Annotated in this window: 19 protein-coding genes and 1 CRISPR repeat array; of the genes, 12 read left to right on the top strand and 7 right to left on the bottom strand. The window is 72.8% G+C overall.

Features of this window, described 5'->3' with window-relative positions:
* The first annotated feature begins 44 nt into the window (after positions 1-44).
* The 5 genes from cas3 (at position 45) to ACIP60_RS19545 (ending at position 6,352) form a co-directional block, all read left to right on the top strand.
* Positions 45-3,110, top strand: a complete 3,066-nt coding sequence (gene cas3 / locus ACIP60_RS19565; RefSeq protein ID WP_400686028.1) for a CRISPR-associated helicase Cas3' — start codon at positions 45-47, stop codon at positions 3,108-3,110.
* 70 nt (positions 3,111-3,180) lie between these two features.
* Positions 3,181-3,837, top strand: coding sequence for a type I-E CRISPR-associated protein Cas6/Cse3/CasE (gene cas6e / locus ACIP60_RS19560; RefSeq protein ID WP_400686025.1), 657 nt, complete (start codon positions 3,181-3,183; stop codon positions 3,835-3,837).
* Positions 3,834-4,835, top strand: coding sequence for a type I-E CRISPR-associated endonuclease Cas1e (cas1e, locus tag ACIP60_RS19555; RefSeq protein ID WP_400686022.1), 1,002 nt, complete (start codon positions 3,834-3,836; stop codon positions 4,833-4,835). Before cas6e ends, cas1e begins: the two co-directional genes overlap by 4 nt.
* A 34-nt stretch (positions 4,836-4,869) precedes the next feature.
* Entirely contained in the window at positions 4,870-5,190 is a 321-nt protein-coding gene (gene cas2e / locus ACIP60_RS19550) for a type I-E CRISPR-associated endoribonuclease Cas2e (protein ID WP_400686019.1), read from the top strand.
* A 20-nt stretch (positions 5,191-5,210) separates the two neighbouring features.
* Positions 5,211-5,544: direct repeats of the CRISPR family, unit length 29 nt; unit sequence GTCCTCCCCGCGCGAGCGGGGGTCTGCCG.
* 226 nt (positions 5,545-5,770) lie between these two features.
* Positions 5,771-6,352, top strand: a complete 582-nt coding sequence (locus tag ACIP60_RS19545; RefSeq protein WP_400686016.1) for a GNAT family N-acetyltransferase — start codon at positions 5,771-5,773, stop codon at positions 6,350-6,352.
* Positions 6,353-6,359: 7 nt separating this feature from the next.
* Here the strand turns inward: ACIP60_RS19545 and ACIP60_RS19540 are convergent, their stop codons facing one another.
* On the bottom strand, positions 6,360-8,417 hold the full coding sequence (locus ACIP60_RS19540; RefSeq protein ID WP_400686013.1) for a glycosyl hydrolase family 28-related protein: 2,058 nt from the start codon (positions 8,415-8,417) through the stop codon (positions 6,360-6,362).
* 120 nt (positions 8,418-8,537) lie between these two features.
* A complete protein-coding gene (locus ACIP60_RS19535) occupies positions 8,538-8,939 on the bottom strand; it encodes a YkvA family protein (RefSeq protein ID WP_400686011.1) in 402 nt (133 codons plus the stop codon).
* 191 nt (positions 8,940-9,130) lie between these two features.
* Between ACIP60_RS19535 and ACIP60_RS19530 the strand changes: the two genes are divergently transcribed.
* On the top strand, positions 9,131-9,373 hold the full coding sequence (locus ACIP60_RS19530) for a hypothetical protein (RefSeq protein WP_400686008.1): 243 nt from the start codon (positions 9,131-9,133) through the stop codon (positions 9,371-9,373).
* A gap of 113 nt (positions 9,374-9,486) precedes the next feature.
* Here ACIP60_RS19530 and ACIP60_RS19525 read toward each other — a convergent pair whose 3' ends face one another.
* Positions 9,487-10,071, bottom strand: a complete 585-nt coding sequence (locus ACIP60_RS19525; protein ID WP_400686005.1) for an isochorismatase family protein — start codon at positions 10,069-10,071, stop codon at positions 9,487-9,489.
* A 160-nt stretch (positions 10,072-10,231) separates the two neighbouring features.
* Entirely contained in the window at positions 10,232-10,726 is a 495-nt protein-coding gene (locus ACIP60_RS19520; protein WP_100835088.1) for a glutathione peroxidase, read from the bottom strand.
* 186 nt (positions 10,727-10,912) lie between these two features.
* Here ACIP60_RS19520 and ACIP60_RS19515 point away from each other — a divergent pair, with 186 nt between their 5' ends.
* The 3 genes from ACIP60_RS19515 to ACIP60_RS19505 all read left to right on the top strand — a co-directional run bounded on the left by ACIP60_RS19515 (position 10,913) and on the right by ACIP60_RS19505 (position 13,022).
* Positions 10,913-11,617: a flavodoxin family protein gene (locus tag ACIP60_RS19515; RefSeq protein WP_400686002.1), complete on the top strand. Its 705-nt coding sequence runs from the start codon at positions 10,913-10,915 to the stop codon at positions 11,615-11,617.
* A 97-nt stretch (positions 11,618-11,714) separates the two neighbouring features.
* Positions 11,715-12,077, top strand: a complete 363-nt coding sequence (locus tag ACIP60_RS19510) for a hypothetical protein (protein ID WP_400686000.1) — start codon at positions 11,715-11,717, stop codon at positions 12,075-12,077.
* A gap of 63 nt (positions 12,078-12,140) precedes the next feature.
* Positions 12,141-13,022, top strand: a complete 882-nt coding sequence (locus ACIP60_RS19505) for a class I SAM-dependent methyltransferase (protein ID WP_400685997.1) — start codon at positions 12,141-12,143, stop codon at positions 13,020-13,022.
* A 415-nt stretch (positions 13,023-13,437) separates the two neighbouring features.
* Here the strand turns inward: ACIP60_RS19505 and ACIP60_RS19500 are convergent, their stop codons facing one another.
* Both ACIP60_RS19500 and ACIP60_RS19495 read right to left on the bottom strand, forming a co-directional pair.
* On the bottom strand, positions 13,438-14,655 hold the full coding sequence (locus ACIP60_RS19500) for a cation:proton antiporter (RefSeq protein ID WP_100835081.1): 1,218 nt from the start codon (positions 14,653-14,655) through the stop codon (positions 13,438-13,440).
* 4 nt (positions 14,656-14,659) lie between these two features.
* Positions 14,660-15,130 (bottom strand): TrkA C-terminal domain-containing protein, encoded by a 471-nt coding sequence (locus tag ACIP60_RS19495; RefSeq protein ID WP_100835080.1) that lies wholly within the window; start codon positions 15,128-15,130, stop codon positions 14,660-14,662.
* A 513-nt stretch (positions 15,131-15,643) separates the two neighbouring features.
* On the opposite strand from ACIP60_RS19495, the gene ACIP60_RS19490 reads away from it, so the two are divergent.
* Positions 15,644-18,220, top strand: a complete 2,577-nt coding sequence (locus tag ACIP60_RS19490; RefSeq protein ID WP_400685994.1) for a discoidin domain-containing protein — start codon at positions 15,644-15,646, stop codon at positions 18,218-18,220.
* Positions 18,221-18,772: 552 nt separating this feature from the next.
* Complete coding sequence (locus tag ACIP60_RS19485) at positions 18,773-20,785, top strand: sigma-70 family RNA polymerase sigma factor (protein WP_400685991.1); 2,013 nt, start codon at positions 18,773-18,775, stop codon at positions 20,783-20,785.
* Between the two features lie 109 nt (positions 20,786-20,894).
* On the opposite strand, the gene ACIP60_RS19480 is transcribed toward ACIP60_RS19485, so the two are convergent.
* Positions 20,895-22,349 (bottom strand): amidase, encoded by a 1,455-nt coding sequence (locus ACIP60_RS19480; RefSeq protein WP_400685988.1) that lies wholly within the window; start codon positions 22,347-22,349, stop codon positions 20,895-20,897.
* Positions 22,350-22,558: 209 nt separating this feature from the next.
* On the opposite strand from ACIP60_RS19480, the gene ACIP60_RS19475 reads away from it, so the two are divergent.
* A complete protein-coding gene (locus ACIP60_RS19475) occupies positions 22,559-22,987 on the top strand; it encodes a nuclear transport factor 2 family protein (RefSeq protein ID WP_400685985.1) in 429 nt (142 codons plus the stop codon).
* Positions 22,988-23,043: the final 56 nt, after the last annotated feature.

Raw genomic sequence — 23,043 nt, 5'->3', positions numbered from 1 at the left:
CGGTGTGTTCCTGCTCGGGTGGAGCCCCGTCGTCCTGTCGGCGCATGGGGCTCCACCTGGGGCACGACGGGTGCCAGAGGGCACGGGCGAGATGTTCCGGACCGTCGGTACCTGCCTGGGAGGCCGGGGCTGCGGCCGGGACCTGGAACTGGGCCTGGGCGTCTGGACCTGGGCCCGGTGTGAACGCGGTGGGGCCTCGGTGCGGTGCGGTGCGGTTCGGGCCGAGGTGTTGTCCGCAGTCTTGGAATTCGAGTGAGGAGGGTGTCGTGGGTAGTCGGCGACACGGTGGTGCGTGCCGTGAGTGCGGCATGTGGGGGAAATCAAAGGGCCTGACCAGGCATTACCCGTTGCGCGGGCATCTGATCGACACGGCCGCGATGGCCGGGGAGCTCTGGGACAGCTACCTGTCCGAGGGGCAGCGGCAGATGATCGCCGAGGGTTTCGGCGTCGACGTCGTCGAAGCCGCTGCCATGGTGCGGTTCTGGGCCGGCCTGCACGACATCGGCAAAGCCTGCCCCTGCTTCCAAGATCAACCCGGTGGGCCCGCTCCGGTGTTCCTCGCCACACCCGACTTCGTCCCGCCCATGGGATGGATGCACCAAGACCCAGTCGCCCACGAGCGGGTCACCCACCTCGTCGCCCCCCACCTGCTCGCCCGATACGGCTACGACAACACCTCTCGGCCGAGCAAGTCCAGCGCGCACCAGATCGCACAGATCCTCGGCGGCCACCACGGCGTGTACGGACGCGCCCTCGACCGGGAACACCTGACAGATCCGTCCGGCGGGGACGCCCGGGTCGGGACAGCACCGGGCTGGATGAGCGAGCGGCAGGAGATCGCCGACCTGCTGTACGACCTCACCGGAAAACCCGTAGCACCGCGCCGGATCGCGAAGCCGGCTGTCGCTGTAGTGGTGACCGGCTTGATCGTCACTGCGGACTGGCTCGCTTCCCGCCTCGGCTGGGTCAAGGCCCGCCAGGCCCAGTGGGAGCGCGACGACCCGCACGACTGGCAGGCCCACTACGAGCGGGCCGTCGCATACGCGCCGAGGGAACTGGCCCGGACCCAACTGCAGGCACCGCGTTGGAAGCCCGCCGCCGCGTTCCGTGACGTCTTCCCCGAGATCAAGGACCCGCATCCGCTGCAGGCCGACCTCGACCGGCTGCCCGACGTCATCCAGGCGTGCGGTAGCCCCGACGACAAGCAGGACCGGCGGAGCGGGCTCGTACTGATCACCGCCCCGACCGGCGACGGGAAGACCGAGTCCGCGCTGTACGCGGCACTCGTCCTCGCGTCCCTGTCCGGCCGGCCCGGACTGGCCGTGCTGCTGCCCACGATGGCGACCACCAACGCCATGTGGGAACGCGTCACCGAGTACGTCGGTCGACAGGCTTCCAACGCGATCACGGTAACGCTGCAGCACTCCATGGCCTGGCTCAATCTCAAATACGCCCCCGGCGAAGGCCCGGCCGACGACACCGTCCTCACCGCCGGCTGCGGCTGCGTCCGCCCCAACGACTGGCTGCGCGGCCGCCACCGCGGCTGGCTCTCCGGTGCCACCGTCGCCACCTGGGACCAGGGCGCCATCGCCGCCCTTCCCATCCGGTTCGGCTGCATGCGCTGGCTCGGCATCTCCGGCAAGACGATCATCATCGACGAAGCCCACGCCTACGACGCCTACGGCCACGCCCTGACCGTCCGGCTCCTGGAATGGCTCGGCCAGCTCCGCGCCCCGGTCGTCCTGCTCTCCGCGACCCTCGCCGGCGGCATCGCCCGCCGCCTCGTCAACGCCTACCGCGCCGGCGCCGGCCACCACGAACCCAGCACCATCGAACCCGCCTACCCCGGCTGGCTGTTCGCGGACGCCCGCACCGGTGACGTCATCCCCTCTGAAGCCCTGAGGACCACCCGAGCCCGCGACCTCCCCATCACCACCATCACCGCCCGGCACACCCACGACCCCGAGAAGCCCGACGGCCGCGCCCGCGCCCTCCTCGACCATCTCGCCCCCCTGTACGACGCGACAGCCGACACAGGCAGCGTCCTGGTCGTGTGCAACACCGTCGGCGACGCCCAGGCCACCTACAAACTCCTCACCACCCACAAAGACGGCACCCGCCGCCCCCGCGTCCTGCTCCTGCACGCCCGCATGAGCGAACGCCGCCGCGACAAGAGCACCGACAGGCTGAAAACACTCCTGGGCAAAACCGGCCCGCGCCCGACCAGGCCCGTCATCGTCGTCTCCACCCAGGTCGCCGAACAGAGCCTCGACATCGACGCCGACCTCGTCATCTCCGACCTCGCCCCCCTCGCCCAGCTCCTGCAGCGCGCCGGCCGCTGCCACCGCCACGACATCACCGGCCGCGGCACCCGCCCCGCCTGGGCCCCCCTCCCCTCGCTCACCGTGCTCGTCCCCACCGGGCAGCTCCCGCCCCAGGCATGGGGCCACGGCGACAAACAGGTCTATCAAGCCGCGCTCCTGCGCCGCACCGCCGAACACCTCGCACAACTGCCCACCCGCAGGATCCACGTCCCCAAGGATGTCGCCGCCGCGATCAACACCGTCTACGCCGACTACAACGCCCTCGCCGAACAAACCCTCGCCCAGTACGACGACCGGCAGCTCGCGGCCCGCGACGCCGCCCAACAGGCCGCCGCGGACATCCGCACCATTCCCAGCCCCTGCGCCGTCACCGACCTCTACCCACTGACCACCTACGACGGCGACGAGGACGACCTGACGACCCGCCTGGGCGCCGCCACCGTCCGACTCCTGCCCGTCTACCTCGACCAAAAAGGCAGTCACTGGCTCAACCGCCAACGCACCAGGCCGCTCCCCGAACCTGCCGACGGACAACAACTCGACCGTGCCACCGTCGAAGACCTGGTGCGCCGCAGCATCCAGGCCCCCGCGCACTACCTGCCCTTCGAGGACAGCAATACCCACACCCCGGACGCCTGGGCCGACACACCCATCGCATGCGATCTCAGGCTCCTGCCCCACCACCGCACCGGAACCCCGGCCAAGTGGAAGTACCAAGCTCCATCCGGCCACACCCTCCACGCCCACCGTGCCCACGGCATCGTCCGCGAGCGCGGTACTGACTGAAACAGACCGGTGCAGGTCCTCACCCCTCAACAGGCCCTACCCGGATCCCGACTTCCCTAGGAAACTCCACATGTCTATCTGGCTGACCCGCATCATCACCGACCAGTGGCACCGCGACGTCCGCCACGACGGCGCCGACGCCGTCCACCTCCACCACCGGATCATGTCGCTGTTCCCCGACGACGTCCCCAGCACCGAACCCCGCCGCCACCTCGGCATCCTCTTCCGCACCGAGACCGGCCGCGACGGCGACCAGATCCTGCTGCAGAGCAACCGCGAACCCGACCCGACCCAACTCCCCGACGGCTACGGGACGTTCGCCGCCAAACCACTCACACCGCTCCTGGCCGCCCTACGCAAGGGCCTGCCCGTGCGCTACCGCATCGCAGCCAGCGCCGTCCGCAAACCCGGCACCACCACCCGCGCCCTCTACGACCTCCCCGAAGTCGTCGCTCTCAACGGCCCGTACGCCGAAGAATGGTGGACCCGCCAAGCCGAGACCTCCGGCCTCGCTCTCACCACCCTGCACTCCACCCCCCTCGACGCCGCCACCGGCAACCGCCGCCAGGACAAGCAACGCGTCCACCACGCCCGCACCCTCTTCGAAGGCACCGCCCACATCACCGACCCCGACCTCCTGCGCACCCGCATCCGCGAAGGCATCGGCCGCGGCAAGGCCTACGGCTGCGGCCTGCTCAGCATCGCCCCCCGCCGGGAACCCTCATGACACCCCCGCGCCCACGCAACGGCAACGGCAACCCCGCCGACGCCCGCCGCAGACTCGCCGCACCCACCGTCGCGATGCTGCCCCGCATCGCCGACTCCCTCTCCTTCCTCTACCTCGACCTCGTCCGCATCGTCCAGGACGACACCGGCGTCTGCGCCGAGATCAACACCACCCAACGCGGCACCGAGACCGTCTACCTGCCCACCGCCGCCCTCAGTTGCGTCCTGCTCGGGCCCGGCACCTCCATCACCTCCCGCGCCCTGGCCACCCTCGCCCGCCACGGCACCACCGTCCTCATCGCCGGCTCCGGCGGCGTGCGCTGCTACGCCGCCACCCTCCCCGAATCCCTCAGCACCACCTGGCTCGAACGCCAAGCGCGAGCCTGGGCTGATGACCGGCAACGCATGGCCGTCGCCATCGCCATGTACCGGCAGCGCTTCGGCGACACCGACATCCCCACCGACACCAACCTCGACAAACTCCGCGGCATGGAAGGCCAGCGCGTCAAAGCCCACTACCGCCTGCTGGCCCAACAGCACCGCATCGGGCGCTTCCGCCGTAACTACGACCCGGACTCCTGGGACACCCAGGACCCCGTCAACCTGGCCCTGTCCGCCGCGAACACCTGCCTCTACGGAATCGTCCACGCCGCGATCCTCGCCCTCGGCTGCTCACCCGCGCTGGGCTTCGTCCACAGCGGCAACCAGCAGGCCTTCGTCTACGACATCGCCGACCTCTACAAAGCCGAACTGACCATGCCCCTGGCCTTCTCCCTGCACTCCTCCACCGAACCGGAAGCCGAAGCCCGCCGCGGGTTCAGGGAAGGACTCCGGCTCTTCAAACTCCTGCCCAGGATCGTCACCGACGTCCAGCGCCTGCTCGCGCCCGGCACCGACATCGCCACCCCCGACCCGGACGAGCAACTCGTCGACCTCTGGGACCCGGTCGTCGGAGTCGTCCCCGGCGGAGTCAACTACTCCACCGGAGAAGCGCTGTGAGCTTCCTGCCGGCCGCCGCTACCAAGGAGCTGCCGTGGCGTCCCTGACCGTCCTGTCGATGACCGCCGTCCCGGACCACCTGCGCGGCGCTCTGACCAGATGGCTGCTGGAAGTCACACCCCAGCTGTACGTCGGCACCATCTCCGCCAAGATCCGTGAAGAACTCTGGTCGTCCGTCAGCAACTGCATCGCCGACGGAGTCGCCGTTCTCGTCCACCCCGCCGCAAACGAACAAGGATTCGCACTACGAACGGCGGGAACCCAACGACGTCAGCCCGTCGACTTCGACGGACTGCTCCTCATTGCCCAAGCGCGAACCATCGCGCCAAATGGTCAAGAAATCGCAAAGCTCTAGAAGAGGTGCAGGTCAAAAAGGTCCTCCCCGCGCGAGCGGGGGTCTGCCGGCGGACAAGGCCACCCGCCAGGCCCTGGTCGAGTCCTCCCCGCGCGAGCGGGGGTCTGCCGCCACTGGGCAACGGCGGCATCGGCATCAAGCAGTCCTCCCCGCGCGAGCGGGGGTCTGCCGTCGAACTCGGCGAACCGGAAGATGTCGGGCTCGTCCTCCCCGCGCGAGCGGGGGTCTGCCGGCGGAGGCGTACGCCTGGTAGAGGGCGATCGGGTCCTCTCCGCGCGAGCGGGGGTCTGCCGCCGAAGGAGGAAAACGCGGGCGTGGGGCGGGCGTCCTCCCTGCGCGGGCGGAGGGTCCGGTGTCGTGGGGTGCACGGCGCCGGCTGGGCCCTCGGCGGGAGGGGTGTGCGGCGCGGTCGGCCCCCGGCCCGGGGTCGACCGCGCCGGTCGGGGGGTCCCCGCCGGGCCGTGGGGGTGGCCCGGCGGGGTGGGTGCTGTGGCACCATGGCGGTTCCGGCGTCCCGCCGTGGCGCGGTGTCCGCCTGGCCGCGCCCGTACCACCGCACCCCGTTTCGAGGAGAGCACCGATGACCGCCGCCGAGCCGACGTCCGCCCCGGCCACCGACCGGACTCCCGACCCGGTGCTGCGGCCCGCGGGGCCCGCGGACGTGCCGGCGCTGGTGGCGCTGGTGGAGTCGGCTTACCGGGGCGAGGCGAGCCGGGCCGGGTGGACCACCGAGGCGGACCTGCTGGCGGGGCAGCGCACGGACGAGGCCGCGGTGGCCGAGCTGCTGGGCCGTCCGGACTCGGTGGTGCTGCTGGTCGAGCGGGACGGCGCCCCGGTGGCCTGCTGCCACCTGGAGCGGCGCGGCCCGGCCGCGTACTTCGGCATGTTCTCGGTGTCGCCCGCCGTCCAGGGCGGTGGCCTGGGGCGGCGGGTGCTGGCCCGGGCCGAGGAGTGGGCCCGGGCCGCGTGGGGGTCGACCGCGATGGAGATGACGGTCATCGACCAGCGCGCCGACCTGATCGCCTGGTACGAGCGACGGGGTTTCGCCCGTACCGGCGAGTTCGAGCCCTTCCCCTACGGGAACGAGCGCTTCGGCGTGCCGCTCCGCCCCGACCTGCGGTTCGCCCGGCTGGTCAAGCCGCTGGAGCCGCAGGGGGAGTGACGGCCGGTCACCAGTTGGAGGGGGCGGGCGGGGCGACCACCGGCGGGCGGTCGTCGCAGGTGATGGTGTTGGGCAGCTCCCAGGAGGCCAGCCAGTCGCCGGTGGTGCCGCCGCCGGAGTTGCCGCCCAGGTCGGCGACCGAGAACTCGGAGCCGGCCGGGGTGAAGTGGAAGGTGCCGCAGTTGTTGACGCCGACGGCGCCGACGTTGCGGGCCACCACGTTCTGGAAGCTGGCCGAGCCGGCCACCCGGGCGCTGAGCACCGAGGTGCCGGTGCCGTCGATCCGGACGTCCTTGAAGGCCAGGTTCGACAGCTTGTACTGGTCCTTCACGCCCCACTCGGCGACCGCCATGATCGCGTTGTAGGTGGAGTCCAGGTAGTGGTCGCCGGTGACCTTGACGTCCGCGTCGATGTCCCGGTCCAGCACCTCGAACCAGATCGCGCCGAGGCCGATGTTCCAGTTCAGCTCGTAGGTGCCGGCCCGCACCGTGGTGTTGTCGGTGAAGTGCAGGTAGCCGGTGAACGGCTCGGCACCGAAGCGGGAGCCGGCGTGCAGGCCGGAGCCCTCGCGGACCGGGTCGGCGACCAGGTTGTTCGAGACGGTGGTGTCGGTGCCGCCGTACACCGCGATGGCGTTGGCCAGGGTCGGCGACTGCACGGTGTTGTGGTCGATGACGGTGCGGGCGTCCTCGGTCTTCTCCGACCAGAGCGCGATGCCGTCGTCGCCGGTGTTGCGCAGGAAGTTGTCGCGGATCACCGAGTCGGCCACGCCGGTGTGGAAGTTGATGCCGTCGGCGATCTGGTCGGCGATCTGGTTGCCGGTGATCCTCAGGTTCTTCATCGGGCCGTCCAGCCAGATGCCGACCTTGGTGTGGTGGATGTACAGGCCCTCGATGCTGGAGTCGCTGAACGCCCCGCCGATGCCGTTGACCTGGTCGGTGTCGATCCGCTCCCGGACGTCGCCCTCGATCGCGAACCCGGACAGGTGGACGTTGCGGCTGCCGCCCTGCGCCGCGTCCTTGCCGTAGAGGCCGACGCCGGTGTGCACGCTGCCGTCCGGCGCGGGGGCGGACAGGGTCTGCTGGCTGCCCTTGAGCACGGTGTACCAGCTGCCCGCGCCGATCAGCGTGACGTCGTCGACCACCAGGTGGCGGTTGACCTGGAAGACGCCCGGCGGCAGGTAGACCGGCAGGTGCAGCAGCTTGGCGAGCTGGACGGCCCGGTCGATGGCGTCCGCGGAGTCGCGCCGCCCGGTCGGGTCGGCGCCCAGCGCGAGCACGTTGACGGCCTTCAGCTCGACGTGCGGCGCGGCCACCAGCTGGGAGTCCAGCAGGTCGATCGCCGCCCAGGGCGCCTTGGACCCGGCGGGCAGCGCGATCCGGACCTTGTCGCCCGCCTTGTAGGTGCGGCCCAGCAGCAGCCGCTGCTCGTCGTACATGTGGCCGGGGCGGAACGGGGTGGAGATGGCCGGGGCGGGGGTGGTGTCGGCGGGCACGCAGCCGCACTCGGTGATCCACCAGTCGGGGTGCAGCAGCCCGGCCTTCGGGTCGTTGCTGAACGGGTACTGGTTGTACAGCCAGGAGTACTGGCTGGTGGCCGAGAGCTGCCGGCGGTCCTTGCCGTTGACGGTGACGTCCAGCGGCGCGGTGAGGCCGCCGCCGTTCGCCGCGTCCGGCAGGCTGTAGCGGACGGTGATCGCGTTGGCGTCCTTGGGGAGGGTGAACTCCACGTACTGGCCGGGCGCCAGCTTCACCGCGCTGCGGCCGGACGCCTCGGCAGCCAGGGTGTACGCGGTGCGGTCGGCGGCGATCACGCTGCCGTTGGTGGCGGCGTGCTCCGCCTCCTGCTCCAGGAAGTCCACCCGCGCGCCGCGGCCCGCGGTCAGCGCCGGGTCGATCCCGGCCCGGGTCACCGCGGCGGTGCTCCCGCCGGACGCGGACGCGGCCTGCGCGGCCGGGGCGCACAGCGCCACCCCCAGCCCGAGCACGGAGGCGACCACCACCGCTCCCGCGCGGGCCGGACGGGACAGCACGGAACGGTGGGGGGATGCGGGGGCAGCAGTCATCGGGGACCGGCTCTCTGAAGGCGTGGTGGAAGCGAGCCGACAGTAGGGGGACGCGCCACACCACCACAAGAGAGTTGCGCAGAAATTTCTTACAGATGTCAGCTTCTTGCGACTTGAAGGTCAATCGTTGCGGTGCGATCGGCTCCCGGCCCACTCCACGTACCGGCCCGACTCCCGGGTCAGCCCCATCAGGAACCACAGCAGCAGCGCCGTGTCGTCACCCCAGCCGATCACCGGCAGGAAGTCCGGCACCGCGTCCACCGGGCTGAGCAGGTACACCCCCACCGCCACCGTCAGCGCCGCCAGCTTCCCCGGCCCGACCCCCGGGTAGCGGCCGGTCAGCGCGTCCCGCAGCAGCCGGGGCAGCGCCCGCACCCGCGCCCCGAGCCCCGGCGCGCCAGGCCGCCGGGTCTCCCGGTACAGCCCCCACGCCGAGCGGGTCACCGCCACCCCGTCCAGCCCGCGCACCCGGGCCCCGCCGCCGGTGCCGCCGACGCCGCCCCTGCCCCGTCCCTTGCCCATCCGGTCCTCCCCGCACGTCCGGCCGGTTCCGCTCCCGGCCGGTTCCGCTGCCGGCCCTCCACGGTACGGGACGCCGCCCACGCTCCGGGGGTGCTCGGGTCGGTGCCCGTGCTGGTGCTCGGGGTGACGCGACACGCTGCGGGTGGCGGAGCGGGCGTGCGTCGCGCCGCGGCCCGGCCGATGCTGGCCGCATGACGAGCCACACGAACAGCAGCAGCACCGAGGAGCCCCTGGTCCGGGTCGCCGAGTTCCGCACCGACAGCCGCTACCGGCTGGTCCACTTCCAGGGGGAGGGCTGGAAGCCGCTCGCCCCCGAGGAGTTCGAACCCGAGGTGCGCCACCACTTCCCCGACCTCGACCCGCGCGACCCCGTCCGGGTGCACTGGGACGACCGCCCCTGGGAGTGGCCCGCCTGGCGCCCCGGCGAAGCCTGACCCGGCGCGGCGGAACCTGACCCGCCTCGGCGGAGCCTGACCCGACGCGGCGGAGCCCGCGCCCACCGCCCCTCACGGGAGTCGGTGGGCGCGGGCTCCGCCGCGTCCGGACGTCAGCGGCCCGCGGCCAGCAGCGCCAGGACCTCCTCGGTGGTGCCGGTCTCGCCCAGTCGCGGGAAGATCCGCTCCACGCTGTTGCGGTGGGCCTCCGGGTCCATGTCGGTCATCGCGTCCACCACCGGCGTCACGTGGTAGCCGTGCTCGTGCGCGGCCCGCGCGGTGGACTCCACCCCGATGCTGGTGGCCACGCCGGTCAGCACGATCTGGGTGACGCCCCGGCGGCGCAGCTGCACGTCCAGGTCGGTGCCGTGGAAGGCGCCCCAGTTGTGCTTGGTGACGACCAGGTCGGACGGGTCGTGCAGCTCGGCGGAGAGCCGGTCCCAGCCCTCGGGGTGGGCGGCCCCGCCGCCGGAACGGTTCTGCTCGGTGCGGCCGGGCGGCACGTCCCCGCCGTCGGCGGCGAAGGACACCCGCACCAGCACCACCGGCAGCTTGGCGGCGCGGAACGCCCGGGCGAGCGCGACGCTGCGCTCCAGCACCTCGGTGGTGGGGTGCGGGGCGCCGGGGATGGCGAGGATGCCCTGCTGGAGGTCGATGACGACCAGGGCGGTGGTCGGGTCGAGCGCGGTGACGGACACGGCGGACCTTTCGGGGGAGGGACGGGAGGGCGTGCGGACAGGCCGGAGCCCGGACTGTCCAGTTCCACTGTGCAGGTTACCTGTACAGTTCGAACCACCGGACCGCCCGGGCCCCGGACCCGTCACGCGACCGGGCGCCGCCCGGCCCCGGCCGCCCCGCTCAGCCGCCGAGCTGCGCCTCGATCGCGGCCACCAGCTCCGCCGACTCCGGCTCGGTCCGCGGCCGGAACCGCCCGACCACCTCGCCGTCCGCCGACACCAGGAACTTCTCGAAGTTCCACTGCACGTCCCCGGCCTCGCCCGCCCCGTCCGGGACCTCGGTCAGCCGCGCGTACAGCGGGTGGCGCTCCGCCCCGTTCACGTCGATCTTCTCGAACAGCGGGAACGACACCCCGTACGTGGTCGAGCAGAACTCCTGGATCTCCTCCGCCGACCCCGGCTCCTGTCCCATGAACTGGTTGCACGGGAACCCGAGCACGGTGAACCCGCGCTCCCCGTACGTCTTCTGCAACTGCTCCAGACCCGAGTACTGCGGCGTCAGACCGCACTTGGACGCCACGTTCACCAGCAGCAGCACCTTGCCCCGGTACTCGCCCAGCGAGGACGGCTCGCCCGCCAGCGTCCGGATCGGGAGCTCGAACAGCGAATCCACCATGACCTGAACCTGCTTCCTGTGCGACGACACACCAACGCCCCCGAACCTACCCCCCGTCCGGGCCCGGACGCCGGGACCCCCGACACCGCGGCCGCTGCGCCGTCCGGCGGAGGGTCCCCGCCGGGCGGCGGCCCGCGTGGTCCGATGGGCCACCGGAACAGCGGCGAGACGAACGGACGGACGGCGATGACCCAGTACTCCGACCTGCGGGCGGTCTTCCTCAACTGCACCCTCAAGCGCAGCCCCGAACGCAGCCACACCCAGGGCCTCATCGACCTCAGCGCCGGCATCCTGCGCCGCCAGGGCGTCCGGGTCGACGAGATCCGCGCCGTCGACCACGACATCGCCACCGGCGTCTGGCCCGACATGACCGACCACGGCTGGGACACCGACGAGTGGCCCGTCCTCTACTCCCGGCTCATGGACGCCGACATCCTCACCCTGGCCGGACCGGTCTGGCTCGGCGACAACTCCTCGGTGACGAAGCGCGTCATCGAGCGGCTCTACGCCTGCTCGTCCGTCCTCAACGACCGCGGCCAGTACGCCTACTACGGCCGGGTCGGCGGCTGCCTGATCACCGGCAACGAGGACGGCGCCAAGCACTGCGCGATGAACGTCCTCTACAGCCTCCAGCACCTGGGCTTCACCATCCCGCCGCAGGCCGACGCCGCCTGGGTCGGCGAGGCCGGGCCGGGGCCGTCCTACCTGGACGAGGGCTCCGGCGGCCCCGAGAACGACTTCACCAACCGCAACGTGACCTTCATGACCTGGAACCAGCTGCACCTGGCCCGGATGCTCAAGGACGCCGGCGGCCTCCCGGCCCACGGCAACCAGCGCTCCGAGTGGGACGCCGGCTGCCGCTTCGACTTCGAGAACCCCGAGCACCGGTAGCCGGCGCCCGCCCCTCCGGACCCGGACGGCGACTCGAAAACCGGAGATGCGTACGACCGCGTACCGCGGGGCCGGGCGGTGGCCTAGGCTCGGAGGCATGTCGAACCCCGACGGGCTGCTCGTCGATATCGCCGCGACGGTCGAATCCGAGCACAGCAACCAGATGTCCATGACAGTAGTGGTTCCCGGTGCGGTGATCACCGGCAGGCTCGCGCCGGCCGCCCTGTGGTGGGAGCGGGTGGCGGACGTCCTGCGCACGTCCGACCACCTGAAACCGTTCGCCACCCTGTTCAGCCACCCCGCCGAGCCCGCGCCCTCCCCGCCCACCCACCTCCACCTGCACCGGGCGAAGATCCTCCAGGGCGACTTCGGACTGCCCCACACCGGCGGCATGTACCGGATCGCCATCGCCGACATCAGCGCCTGGTCGGTCGGCGACCTCAGCTACTCCGACGACTGACCGCCCCCGCCCCACCGGGCCCCGCCCCCCGCCGGGGCGGGGCCCGGCGTGTTCAATGGGCCCATGGACTCCACGCACGGGAACGGACGGGCCGCCAGCCGGACCGCGGTGCTGGTCTGCCAGGGCCGGGCGGTCGCCGACGGCCGCACCGCGACGGGACGCTTCGCGGACCCGGTGGCGGTCCGGCTGCTGCGCCCCGCGGAACGGGCGGTGGTCGACGCCGTACGGGCCGGCACCCCGCCGCAGGGCTGGCAGGCCCGCACCGGGTACGAGAGCGTACGGGCCTGCGCCGAGGTGGCGGTGCCCCGGACGGTCGCCATCGACGAAGCCCTGCGGGAACGGGCCGACGGCCAGCTCGTGGTGCTGGGCGCCGGGTTGGACACCCGCGCCTGGCGGCTCGCCGCGCTCGCCGGCACCGACGTGTGGGAGGTCGACCACCCGGCCTCCCAGCAGGACAAGCGCCGCCGCCTGGCCGACGCCGAAGTCCGGCCCGTCGCCCGGTCGGTGCGCTTCACCCCGGTCGACTTCGCCGTCGACGACCTCGGCGCGGCCCTGGCCGCCGCCGGACACGACGCCGCCGCCCCGACCACCTGGCTCTGGGAGGGCGTCGTCCCCTACCTCACCCGCGACCAGGTCCGCGCCACCCTCGCCGCGCTCACCGCCCGCTCCGCCCCCGGCAGCACACTCGTCCTCAACTACCAGGCCCCCTCGGCCGCAGCGACCGCCGGACGGCTGCTGACCCGGCTGCTGCGCAACTCCATCACCGCGGGCGAACCCTGGCGCTCCCGGTGGAGGCCGGAACGGATGGCCGCCCTGCTCGCCGAACACGGCCTGCGGACGCGCTCCGACCGGGACCTGCTCACCCTCGCCCGGTCCCTCGACACCCCGGTCGCCACCCGCGCCTCGCTGCGTTCCGGTCGGGTGGCGGTCGCCGAACTCGCCTGAGTGGGCGGGAGGAAGGGAGAAGGGGAGGGGCGCCGGGGGGGTCCGGTGGGGGTGCGTCGCGCTGTGCTCGGGCCGGGGCGACGGTTGCCGAACTCGGGTGAGTGGGTGGCGGGAAGGGGTGGGGCGTCGGGGGCTGTCGGTGTTGGCGGGCCGCCATTCGCGCTTCGCTGCGCTCGGGCCGGGTGGCGGTCGCCGAACTCGGCTGAGCGGGCGGCGGGGAGAAGGCGGGCGGTGGGGGAGCGCGAGGTGCTGGTCCGTGTCCCGCTGTGCTCGGGCCGGGGTGGCGGTCGCCGAACTCGGCTGAGCGGGCGGGCCGTCGGGGGCGGTGGGTGCCGACGGGACGTCAGACGCCGACCGCCCGCCGCCCCTTCGGGCAACGGGCGGCGGGCGGCAAGTGGCCGTCGAGCGCGGGTGGTCAGACGCGGATGCCGGGTTCTTCGGTTTCGGGGTGGGGGTGGGGTTCGGTCGTGGCGGTCCGGTCGCGGCGGGTGAGGCGGGCGGCGAGGGGTTCGGTCCAGCGGGCGGCGAGGGGGCCGATGATGACGAGGAGCAGGACGTAGGCGGTGGCGAGGGGACCGAGGGAGGGTTCGATGCCGGCGGTGACGGCGAGTCCGGCGATGACGATGGAGAACTCGCCGCGGGCGACGAGTGCGCCGCCGGCGCGCCAGCGGCCCTTGGTGGCGATGCCGGCGCGGCGGGCGGCCCAGTAGCCGGTGGCGATCTTGGTGAGGGCGGTGGTGAGGGCCAGGGCGAGGGCGGGCAGCAGGACGGGCGGGATGCTGGCGGGGTTGGTGTTGAGGCCGAAGAAGACGAAGAAGACGGCCGCGAACAGGTCGCGCAGCGGGCTGAGCAGGGTGTGGGCGCCTTCGGCGGCTTCGCCGGACAGGGCGATGCCGACGAGGAAGGCGCCGACGGCGGCGGAGACTTGGAGTTTCTGGGCGATGCCGGCGACCAGCAGGGTCAGGCCCAGGACGACGAGGAGCAGTTTCTCGGGGTCGTCGTGGGAGACGAAGCGGGAGATGAGGCGTCCGTAGCGCAGGGCGACGAACAGGACGGCGCCGGCGGTGGCCAGGGCGATGGCGAGGGTGACGCTGCCGACCAGGAGTCCGGCCCCGGCCAGCAGGGCGGTGAGGATCGGCAGGTAGACGGCCATGGCGAGGTCTTCGAGGACCAGGATGCTGAGGATGACCGGGGTTTCGCGGTTGCCGAGCCGGCCGAGGTCGCCGAGGACTTTGGCGATGACGCCGGAGGAGGAGATCCAGGTGACGCCGGCCAGTACGACGGCGGCCACCGGGCCCCAGCCGAGCAGCAGGGCCATGGCGGCGCCGGGCAGGGCGTTGAAGACGAAGTCGACCAGTCCGGCGGGGTACTGGCTCTTGAGGTTGGTGACCAGGTCGGCGGCGGTGTACTCGAGGCCGAGCATGAGCAGCAGCAGGATGACGCCGATCTCGGCGCCGGTGGCGACGAACTCCTCGCTGGCGCTGAGCGGGAGCAGGCCGCCGTGGCCGAAGGCGAGGCCGCCGAGCAGGTAGAGCGGGATGGGGGAGAGGCCGTAGCGGGAGCCTATTCGGCCGAGCAGCCCCAGGGTGAGGATGATCGCGCCGAGTTCGATGAAGACGGTGGCGGTGTGCAAGCGTTCACTCCCTTCCGAGGATCACGGCGGCGGCGTCCACGCCTTCGCGGGTGCCGATCAGGATGAGGGTGTCCCCGCCGGCCAGCCGGAAGTCCGGGGTGGGGGAGGGGACGGCGCCGGTGCGGCGCAGGACGGCGACGATGGAGACGCCGGTCTCGGTGCGCATCCGGGTCTCGCCGAGGGCGCGTCCGTTCCAGTGCGAGGAGCCGGTCAGTTCGACGCGTTCGGCGACCAGGCCGAGGCCGGAGGTGTGCAGCAGGTTGGGGCTGTGGTGGGTGGGGGTGAGTGCGTCGATGAGCGCGGCGCTCTCACCCTCCGTCAGGTGGAGGGAGTGGGCGCAGGCGTCCGGGTCCTCGCGGCGGTAGGTGTTGACGGTGCGGGTGCCGTCGCGGTGGGCGATGACCGAGACGTGTTGGCGTTCTCGGGTGGTCAGGTCGTACCGCACGCCGATGCCGGGCAGCGGGGTCGATTGCATGCGCGAGACGGGCACGGTGCATTCCTTCGGGTGCAGGTCGGGGCGGTCGTCCCACCCTTTCAGAGGTGGGCCCGAGATCGTAAGGGTCAACCAAAGGTAAAGGCATTCCCAAGAGGGTGACCTTCCCCACGCCGGGTCTCCCGTCCGATCCCAGGCCGAGCGCCAGCCGGTCCCGGATCGAGCGCGGGACGGCGGGAGGCCGGAGACGGGGCGTCGGCTCCCGCGGAGCCCCCGAGCCGCGATCTGGGAGAGCGCTCTCCCGGCGCGATCCCGGGAAATCGAGATGTTGGCGTCAGGGTCTCTACTTTTCTCTCGCCATGAACTAACCTGATGCGGCGGCGTTTCCCCCAGGTGAAGCCGAGGTTTCAAGCCACCCCCACGGCAGGCTTGACGCCCGGTGCATCCTGGCGTGACACTCCGCCTGGAGAGCGCTCTCCGCTGTTTTCCCCACCCCACCCACCGCTCACAGCAGGAGGAGCCATGCGGCTCGCCCCTCCCCCTTCCGGTGCCCCCATGCGCCGGACGCCTGCCGTACTCGCCGCCGCGGCCCTGGTCGCCGGTGCCGTCATGACGATCCCGGGCACCGCGCAGGCCGCGGACTCGCTGATCTCGCAGGGCAAGGCGGTCACCGCGTCGTCCATCGAGAACGGCGGCACCACCGCGGCCGGTGCCGTCGACGGCGACCTCGGCACCCGCTGGGCCTCGGCGGCCTCCGACCAGCAGTGGCTGCAGGTCGACCTCGGTTCCGTCTCCAGTATCAGCAAGGTCCAGCTGAACTGGGAGAACGCGTACGGCAAGGCGTACCAGATCCAGACGTCCAACGACGGCACCACCTGGACGACGATCTACTCCACCACCACCGGCGCCGGCGGCACCGAGGTGCTGAACGTCTCCGGCTCCGGCCGTTACGTGCGGATGAACGGCATCACCCGCGGCACCGGATACGGCTACTCCCTCTGGGAGTTCCAGGTGTACGGCACCCTCGGCGGCACGCCCACCGGCAACCCGTCCACCCCGACGGGCGGGACCTGCTCCACCGACAACGCGGCCCAGGGCAAGACCGCCACCGCCTCCTCCACCGAGAACGGCGGCACCCCGGCCTCCTCCGCGGTCGACGGCAACCTCGGCACCCGCTGGTCCTCGGCCGCCGCCGACCCGCAGTGGCTCCAGGTCGACCTCGGCTCCGTGCAGCAGCTGTGCAAGGTCGACCTCAAGTGGGAGGCCGCGTACGGCAAGTCGTACCAGATCCAGGCGTCCAGCGACGGCACCACCTGGGCGACGATCTACTCCACCACCACCGGCGCCGGCGGCAACGAGATGCTGAACGTCTCCGGCTCCGGCCGCTACGTGCGGCTGTACGGCACCCAGCGCGCCACCAACTACGGCTACTCGCTGTGGGAGCTGGGCGTGCACACCGGTGGCGGCGGCTCCACCGTCCCGCCGGTGCAGGGCGGCGGCGACCTCGGCCCGAACGTGCTGGTCTTCGACCCGTCCACGCCGAACATCCAGGCCACGGTCGACCAGGTCTTCGCCAAGCAGGAGTCGAACCAGTTCGGCACCGACCGCTACGCGCTGCTGTTCAAGCCGGGCACGTACAACAACATCAACGCCCAGATCGGCTTCTACACCTCGATCGCGGGCCTGGGCCTGAACCCGGACGACACCACCTTCAACGGCGACGTCACCGTCGACGCGGGCTGGTTCAACGGCAACGCCACCCAGAACTTCTGGCGCTCCGCCGAGAACCTGCACCTCAAGCCGGTCAGCGGCACCGACCGCTGGGCCGTCTCGCAGGCCGCGCCGTTCCGCCGGATGCACGTCGAGGGCGGCCTCAACCTCGCCCCCGCCAGCTACGGCTGGGCGTCGGGCGGCTACATCGCCGACTCCAAGATCGACGGCCAGGTCGGCAACTACTCGCAGCAGCAGTGGTACACCCGCGACAGCTCCATCGGCGGGTTCTCCAACGGCGTGTGGAACCAGACCTTCTCCGGTGTCCAGGGCGCCCCCGCCCAGGGCTTCCCGAACCCGCCGTACACCACGCTCGACACCACGCCGGTCTCGCAGGAGAAGCCGTTCCTGTACCTGGACGGCAACGCCTACAAGGTGTTCGTGCCCGCCAAGCGCACCAACGCCCGCGGCACCTCCTGGGGCAACGGCACCCCGCAGGGCGCCTCGCTGCCGCTCAGCCAGTTCTACGTGGTGAAGGCCGGCGCCACCGCCGCCAGCATCAACCAGGCGCTCGCCCAGGGCCTGAACCTGCTCTTCACCCCCGGCGTCTACCACGTCGACCAGAGCATCAACATCACCCGCCCGGACACCGTGGTGCTCGGCCTCGGCCTCGCCACCGTCATCCCGGACAACGGCGTGACCGCGCTCAAGGTCGCCGACGTCGACGGCGTCAAGGTCTCCGGCCTGCTGCTGGACGCCGGCACCGTCAACTCCCCGGCCCTGCTCCAGGTCGGCAACGACACCCCGGGCGCGAACCACGCGGCCGACCCGATCGTCATCCAGGACGTCTTCGTCCGGGTCGGCGGCGTCACCGCCGGCAAGGCCACCAACGGCATGGTGATCAACAGCAACAACACCATCGTCGACCACACCTGGATCTGGCGCGCCGACCACGGCGCGGGCGTCGGCTGGGAGAGCAACCGCTCCGACTACGGCTTCGTCGTCGGCGGCAACGACGTCCTCGCCACCGGCCTGTTCGTCGAGCACTTCAACAAGTACGACGTGTGGTGGAAGGGCAACGGCGGCCGGACGATCTTCTTCCAGAACGAGAAGGCGTACGACGCCCCCAACCAGGCCGCGATCCAGAACGGCAGCACCAAGGGCTACGCCGCCTACAAGGTCGAGAACAACGTCACCACCCACGAGGGCTGGGGCCTGGGCAGCTACTGCTACTTCAACGTCGACCCGACCATCGTGATGGACCACGGCTTCGAGGTCCCGAACGCACCCGGCGTCAAGCTGCACGACGTCCTGGTCAACTCGCTGGGCGGCAACGGCCAGTTCCTGCACGTGGTCAACAACACCGGCGCCGGGACCTCCGGCACCGGGACCGTCCCCTCCAACCTGGTCTCCTACCCGTAACGGGAAACCACGGCCAGTACGGAACCGGCGGCCACCGTCCCCATGCCCGGGGCGGTGGCCGCCACCGTTTCGTCCCGCCGACAGCGCGGACCGCACCGGGCGCGCCGACCGCACCGACCGGGCCGACCGCACCGGGCGCGAACGCGGAGAAGCCGGGCACCGCGCCCCGTGCAGGGGGAAGGGCGCGGTGCCCGGCGTGCCCTGCCGGGCCGGGTGGGGCCGGGTGGGGCCCGGGTCGGCAGGGGTGGGGACGGACGGGCGGTGGGGGCCGCCCGGCCGCCTGGTTCAGGGGGTGCCGGAGGCGGGGCGGCGAGGTCGGCGTGCCATCCTCGGTCCTCCTCCTGTTCCCCGGGACGCTCGGCGCGGCGCTTCCCGGGACGTTCCCCGGGGTGCGTCGCGCACGTATCGGAGACCGCCGCCGGAGGCACCCGCCAACACAAATTCCGGCCCGGACGGAGAATTTCTGTTGGCGGCCACCCCCGGGGCCGGTCTCCCAGGACGGAGCGCGATCCCGCCGCAGCTCCCACCCCGCGTACGGAGAGGAACGGACCCATGCCGCACACCAGACGCAGTGGACCCGACACCGCAACGGTGACGGCGGCGCGCGCCGGGGACCGGCAGGCGCTGGAACACCTGGTGGCCCAGAGCCTGCCGCTGGTCTACAACATCGTCGGCCGCGCGCTGAACGGCCACGCCGACACCGACGACGTCGTACAGGAGACGCTGTTGCGCACGGTCCGCGGACTGCCCGACCTGCGGGACCCGGCCGCCTTCCGGTCCTGGCTGGTGGCCATCGCCGTCCGGCAGGTCCGCAACCGCCAGCAGGACCGGGCCGCGGCCCTCGACCGGTCCGCCCGGCTGGAGGAGGCCGAGGCGATACCGGACCCCGCGCTCGACTTCGCCGGGCTGACCGTCCTGCGCTTGGGCCTCACCGAACAGCGCCGCGAGATCGCCGAGGCCACCCGCTGGCTCGACCCCGACGACCGCGAACTGCTCGCGCTCTGGTGGCTCAAGGAGACCGGCGAACTCGAACAGGCCGACCTGGTCGCCGCGCTCGGCCTCAGCTCCGGCCACGCCGCCGTCCGGACCGGCCGGATGAAGAAGCAACTGGACCTCTCCCGCCTGCTGGTGCGCGCCCTGGCCGCCGACCCGCGCTGCCCCGGACTGGCCGAGACCGCCGCCACCTGGGACGGCACCCCGGGCCCGCTGTGGCGCAAGCGCCTGGCCCGGCACGTGCGCGACTGCGGACGCTGCACCGGCGGACGCGGCGAACTGCTCCCCGCCGAACGGCTGCTGTACGGCCTGCCGCTGCTGGCCGTCCCGCCGAGCCTCGACCCGGCCCGCATCCTCGCCGCGCTCGCCCCGGACGGCCCGCACCCCGGCGGGCCCTCCGGCCCGGTCGGTGACGGCCCGGCCGGTGACGGTCCGTCCGGTTCCTCCGGCGGCGCTCCGGGTGGCCGCTCCGGCCACCGGCGGCCGCGCTCCGCCCGGACGAAGCCGCTGCTCTCCAAGCCGGTGCTGGGCGGGGTGGCGGCGGTGGCGCTGGTGGCCGCCGCCGTCCTGGTCGGGGCCGAGCTCGCGCCGGGGCAGGACGCCGCCCCGGCGGCGGCCCCCGTACCGGCCTGGGCCGTCGCGCCGCCCACGGCCGCCGAGGCGCCGGCGCTGCCGGTCCCCGACGGGACGTCACCGTCGCCCTCGCCCGCGCCGTCCGACTCGTCCTCGCCCTCGCCCGCCCCCTCGTCCTCGCCCTCGCCGTCCGGCTCCGCGTCGGCGTCCGTGTCCGCGTCGTCCCCCGCGGCCGCCCCGGCGCAGCAGAACCCCGTCGCCACCTCCGCGCGCAAGGGCGTCGGCGTGTGGTCCTTCACCGGGGTGAACCAGGCGCTCGCCGCCTCCGGCGCGGGCTGGTACTACACCTGGGCCCCGCAGCACCCCGGCATCACCACGCCCGCCTCGGCGTCCTTCGTCCCGATGATCTGGGGCGCGTCCTCGGTCACCGACGCCGCCCTCGCCCAGGCCCGCGCCAACGGCCCCTACCTGCTCGGGTTCAACGAGCCCGACATGGCCGCCCAGTCGAACATGACGGTCGACCGGGCGCTGGAGCTGTGGCCGAAGCTGATGCAGGCCGGGCAGACCCTGGGCAGCCCGGCCGTCGCGTACGGGGCCGACACGCCCGGCGGCTGGCTGGACCGCTTCATGACCGGCGCCGCCGCCAAGGGCTACCGGGTCGACTTCATCACGCTGCACTGGTACGGCGGCGACTTCCGCACCCCGCAGGCCGTCCAGCAGCTGACCTCCTACCTGGAGGCGGTCCACCAGCGCTACCACAAGCCGATCTGGCTCACCGAGTACGCCCTGATCGACTTCTCCCAGGGCACCCGCTTCCCGACCGCCGACCAGCAGGCCGCCTTCGTCACCGCCTCCACCAAGGCCCTCGACGCGCTGCCCTACCTCCAGCGCTACGCCTGGTTCGGCCTCGGCGCGGACCCGGCGAAGCCCAGCAGCGGCCTGTTCACCGACGGGACGACCGCCACCGCCGCCGGACGCGCGTACCAGGCCGCCCGCTGACGGCTCCGCCGCGCCGCCGTTCCGCCGTGCCGCCGCGCCGCCCGCCGACCCGTTGCGCGCACGGCTGGTGGGCGCACGGCCGGTGGGCGGCGGGCGGTCCGGCGCTGGCTCAGTGCGGTGCGCGGAAGCCGCCGAGCTGTTCCTCCAGGAGTTCGGCCAGGCGCAGCGGGGTGCGGTCCTCGTACATCGGGCCGATCAGCTGGACGCCGACCGGGAGGCCCCCGGCGGAGGGGCCGGTGGGGACGGCGGTGGCGGGCAGGCCCGGCATGGTGGCGAGCCCGGCCCAGACCAGCTGGTCGAAGTAGGGGTGGTCGGTGCCGTCGACGGTGATCCGGCGGCGCATCAGGTCGGGGTCGTGGTCGTGCGGGAAGGCCGGGGTGGGGGTGATCGGGGCGACCACGGCGTCGAACTCGGCGAAGAACTCCCGCCAGCCGTGGCGGTGCAGTTCGCGGCGGTGGTCGGCGGCCAGCCAGTCGCGGTGGGAGAGCGTCATGCCGCGCAGCCGGGCGGCGTCCAGGCTGTGGTCGTCCTCGCTCAACCCGGCCGCGCGGGCGACCAGTTCGCTGTGCAGGCCGGTGGGGAAGTGGGCCGTGCGGCCGGAGAACAGCAGCAGGGTGTAGAGCTCGGCGGCGTCGGCGAGGTCGGGCAGCAGCGGGCTGTGCCGCTCGACCCGGGCGCCGCCCGCGGTGAGCGCGTCGGCGACCCGGGCGAGGCCCGCGCGGACGTCGGTGCCGGTCGGGATGAACGGGTGCTCGTCCAGGACCAGGACCCGGAAGTCGCGCAGCCGGTCGTGCCGGGCGGCCGGCAGGCGCAGGGTGTGCGCCAGGCCGCCGGTCAGCGGGTCGGGCCCGGCCATCACGTCGAGCAGCAGGGACAGGTCGCGGGCCGAGCGGGCCATCGGCCCGGCGACGGCCAGGTCGATGTCGGCGGGCAGCGCGGGGGCCGGGGGCGGGACCATGCCGCGGGTGGGCACCAGGTGCAGGGTCGGCTTGTGCGCGTAGACGCCGCAGAAGTGGGCGGGGGTGCGCAGCGAACCGGCGAGGTCGGTGCCCAGCGACAGCGCCCCGAACCCGGCGGCCAGGGCGACGGCCGAGCCGCCGGAGGAGCCGCCGCAGGTGCGGGAGCGGTCCCACGGGTTGGTGGTGGTGCCGTGGATCTCGTTGAAGGTCTGGATGTCCTGCAGCCCGAGCGGCACGTTGGTCTTGCCGAGCACCACCGCGCCCGCCGCCCTGACCCGGGCCACCGGCAGGGCGTCCTCGGCCGGGACGTGGTCCCGGAACTGCGGCATGCCCCAACTCGTGGGCAGACCTGCCACGTTGTACGACTCCTTGACCGTCACCGGGATGCCCAGCAGCGGCCGCTCCTCCCCCCGCGCCCGGGCCCGGTCGGCCTCCCGGGCGGCGTCCCTGGCCCGTTCGAAGTCCGGCACGCAGATCGCGTTCAGGGCCCCGTCCTCCCGTTCGATCCGGCCGATCGCGTCCTCGGTCAGCTCCACCGAGCTGACCTCCCCGGACCGCAGGGCCGCCGTCAGTTCTTCCGCCGTCGCGTGCGTCCACTTCTCCATGGAACGGGACCGTACGTGCCCCCGGCGCGGGGCACGAAATGCCGTGCGGGGCAACCGGATCGGCGGGACGGCCGCGACCGCCCGACGGCGCGACGGCGTGACGCCGGTGCGGTGACAGCGGACCGAGAGCGCGCCGAGAGCGGTCTGCCGGTGGGGGTCGTCACGATGGGGGCACCGGCACGGAGAGTGCGAGGGAGCGGGGCGGGACGATGGACGAGAAGCTGGACGGGACGCTGGTCGCGCGGATGCGGGAGTACCTGGCGGCGGGCGCGGCGACGGACCTGGAAGCGCTGGAGGCGCTGTACGACGAGGAGTTCGAGAACCTCCGGATCGACGAGGCGGGCCGGGTGGCACGGCTGACGAAGGCGCACTTCATGGGCCGGTTCCGGGCCCTGGCCGCCCGCGGCGAGGCGGTCGGCGGCAGCACCGAGGACGTCCGGTTCCTGGCCACCACCCGGCACGGCGACCAGGGCACGGTCGTCGTGTACCGCTGCGAGGACGGCGTGCCGGCCCGCTACACCTTCGTCTGGCGCCGGGCGGACGGCCGATGGGCCACCCTGCTGCGGGAGTTCACCTTCGAGCGGGACGTCACGCCCCTGCTGCGGATGATGGCGGCGCGGGCCGGGGAGTCGGGGTGACGTCTGGTCAGGGGCCGGTCCGGCCCTGGCGGTAGCGCCGGCACCAGCCGCTCCGG

It is taken from the genome of Kitasatospora sp. NPDC088783 (assembly GCF_044750705.1).
GTDB lineage: Bacteria > Actinomycetota > Actinomycetes > Streptomycetales > Streptomycetaceae > Kitasatospora > Kitasatospora fiedleri.
This window is presented reverse-complemented; position numbering and strand designations above follow the sequence as displayed.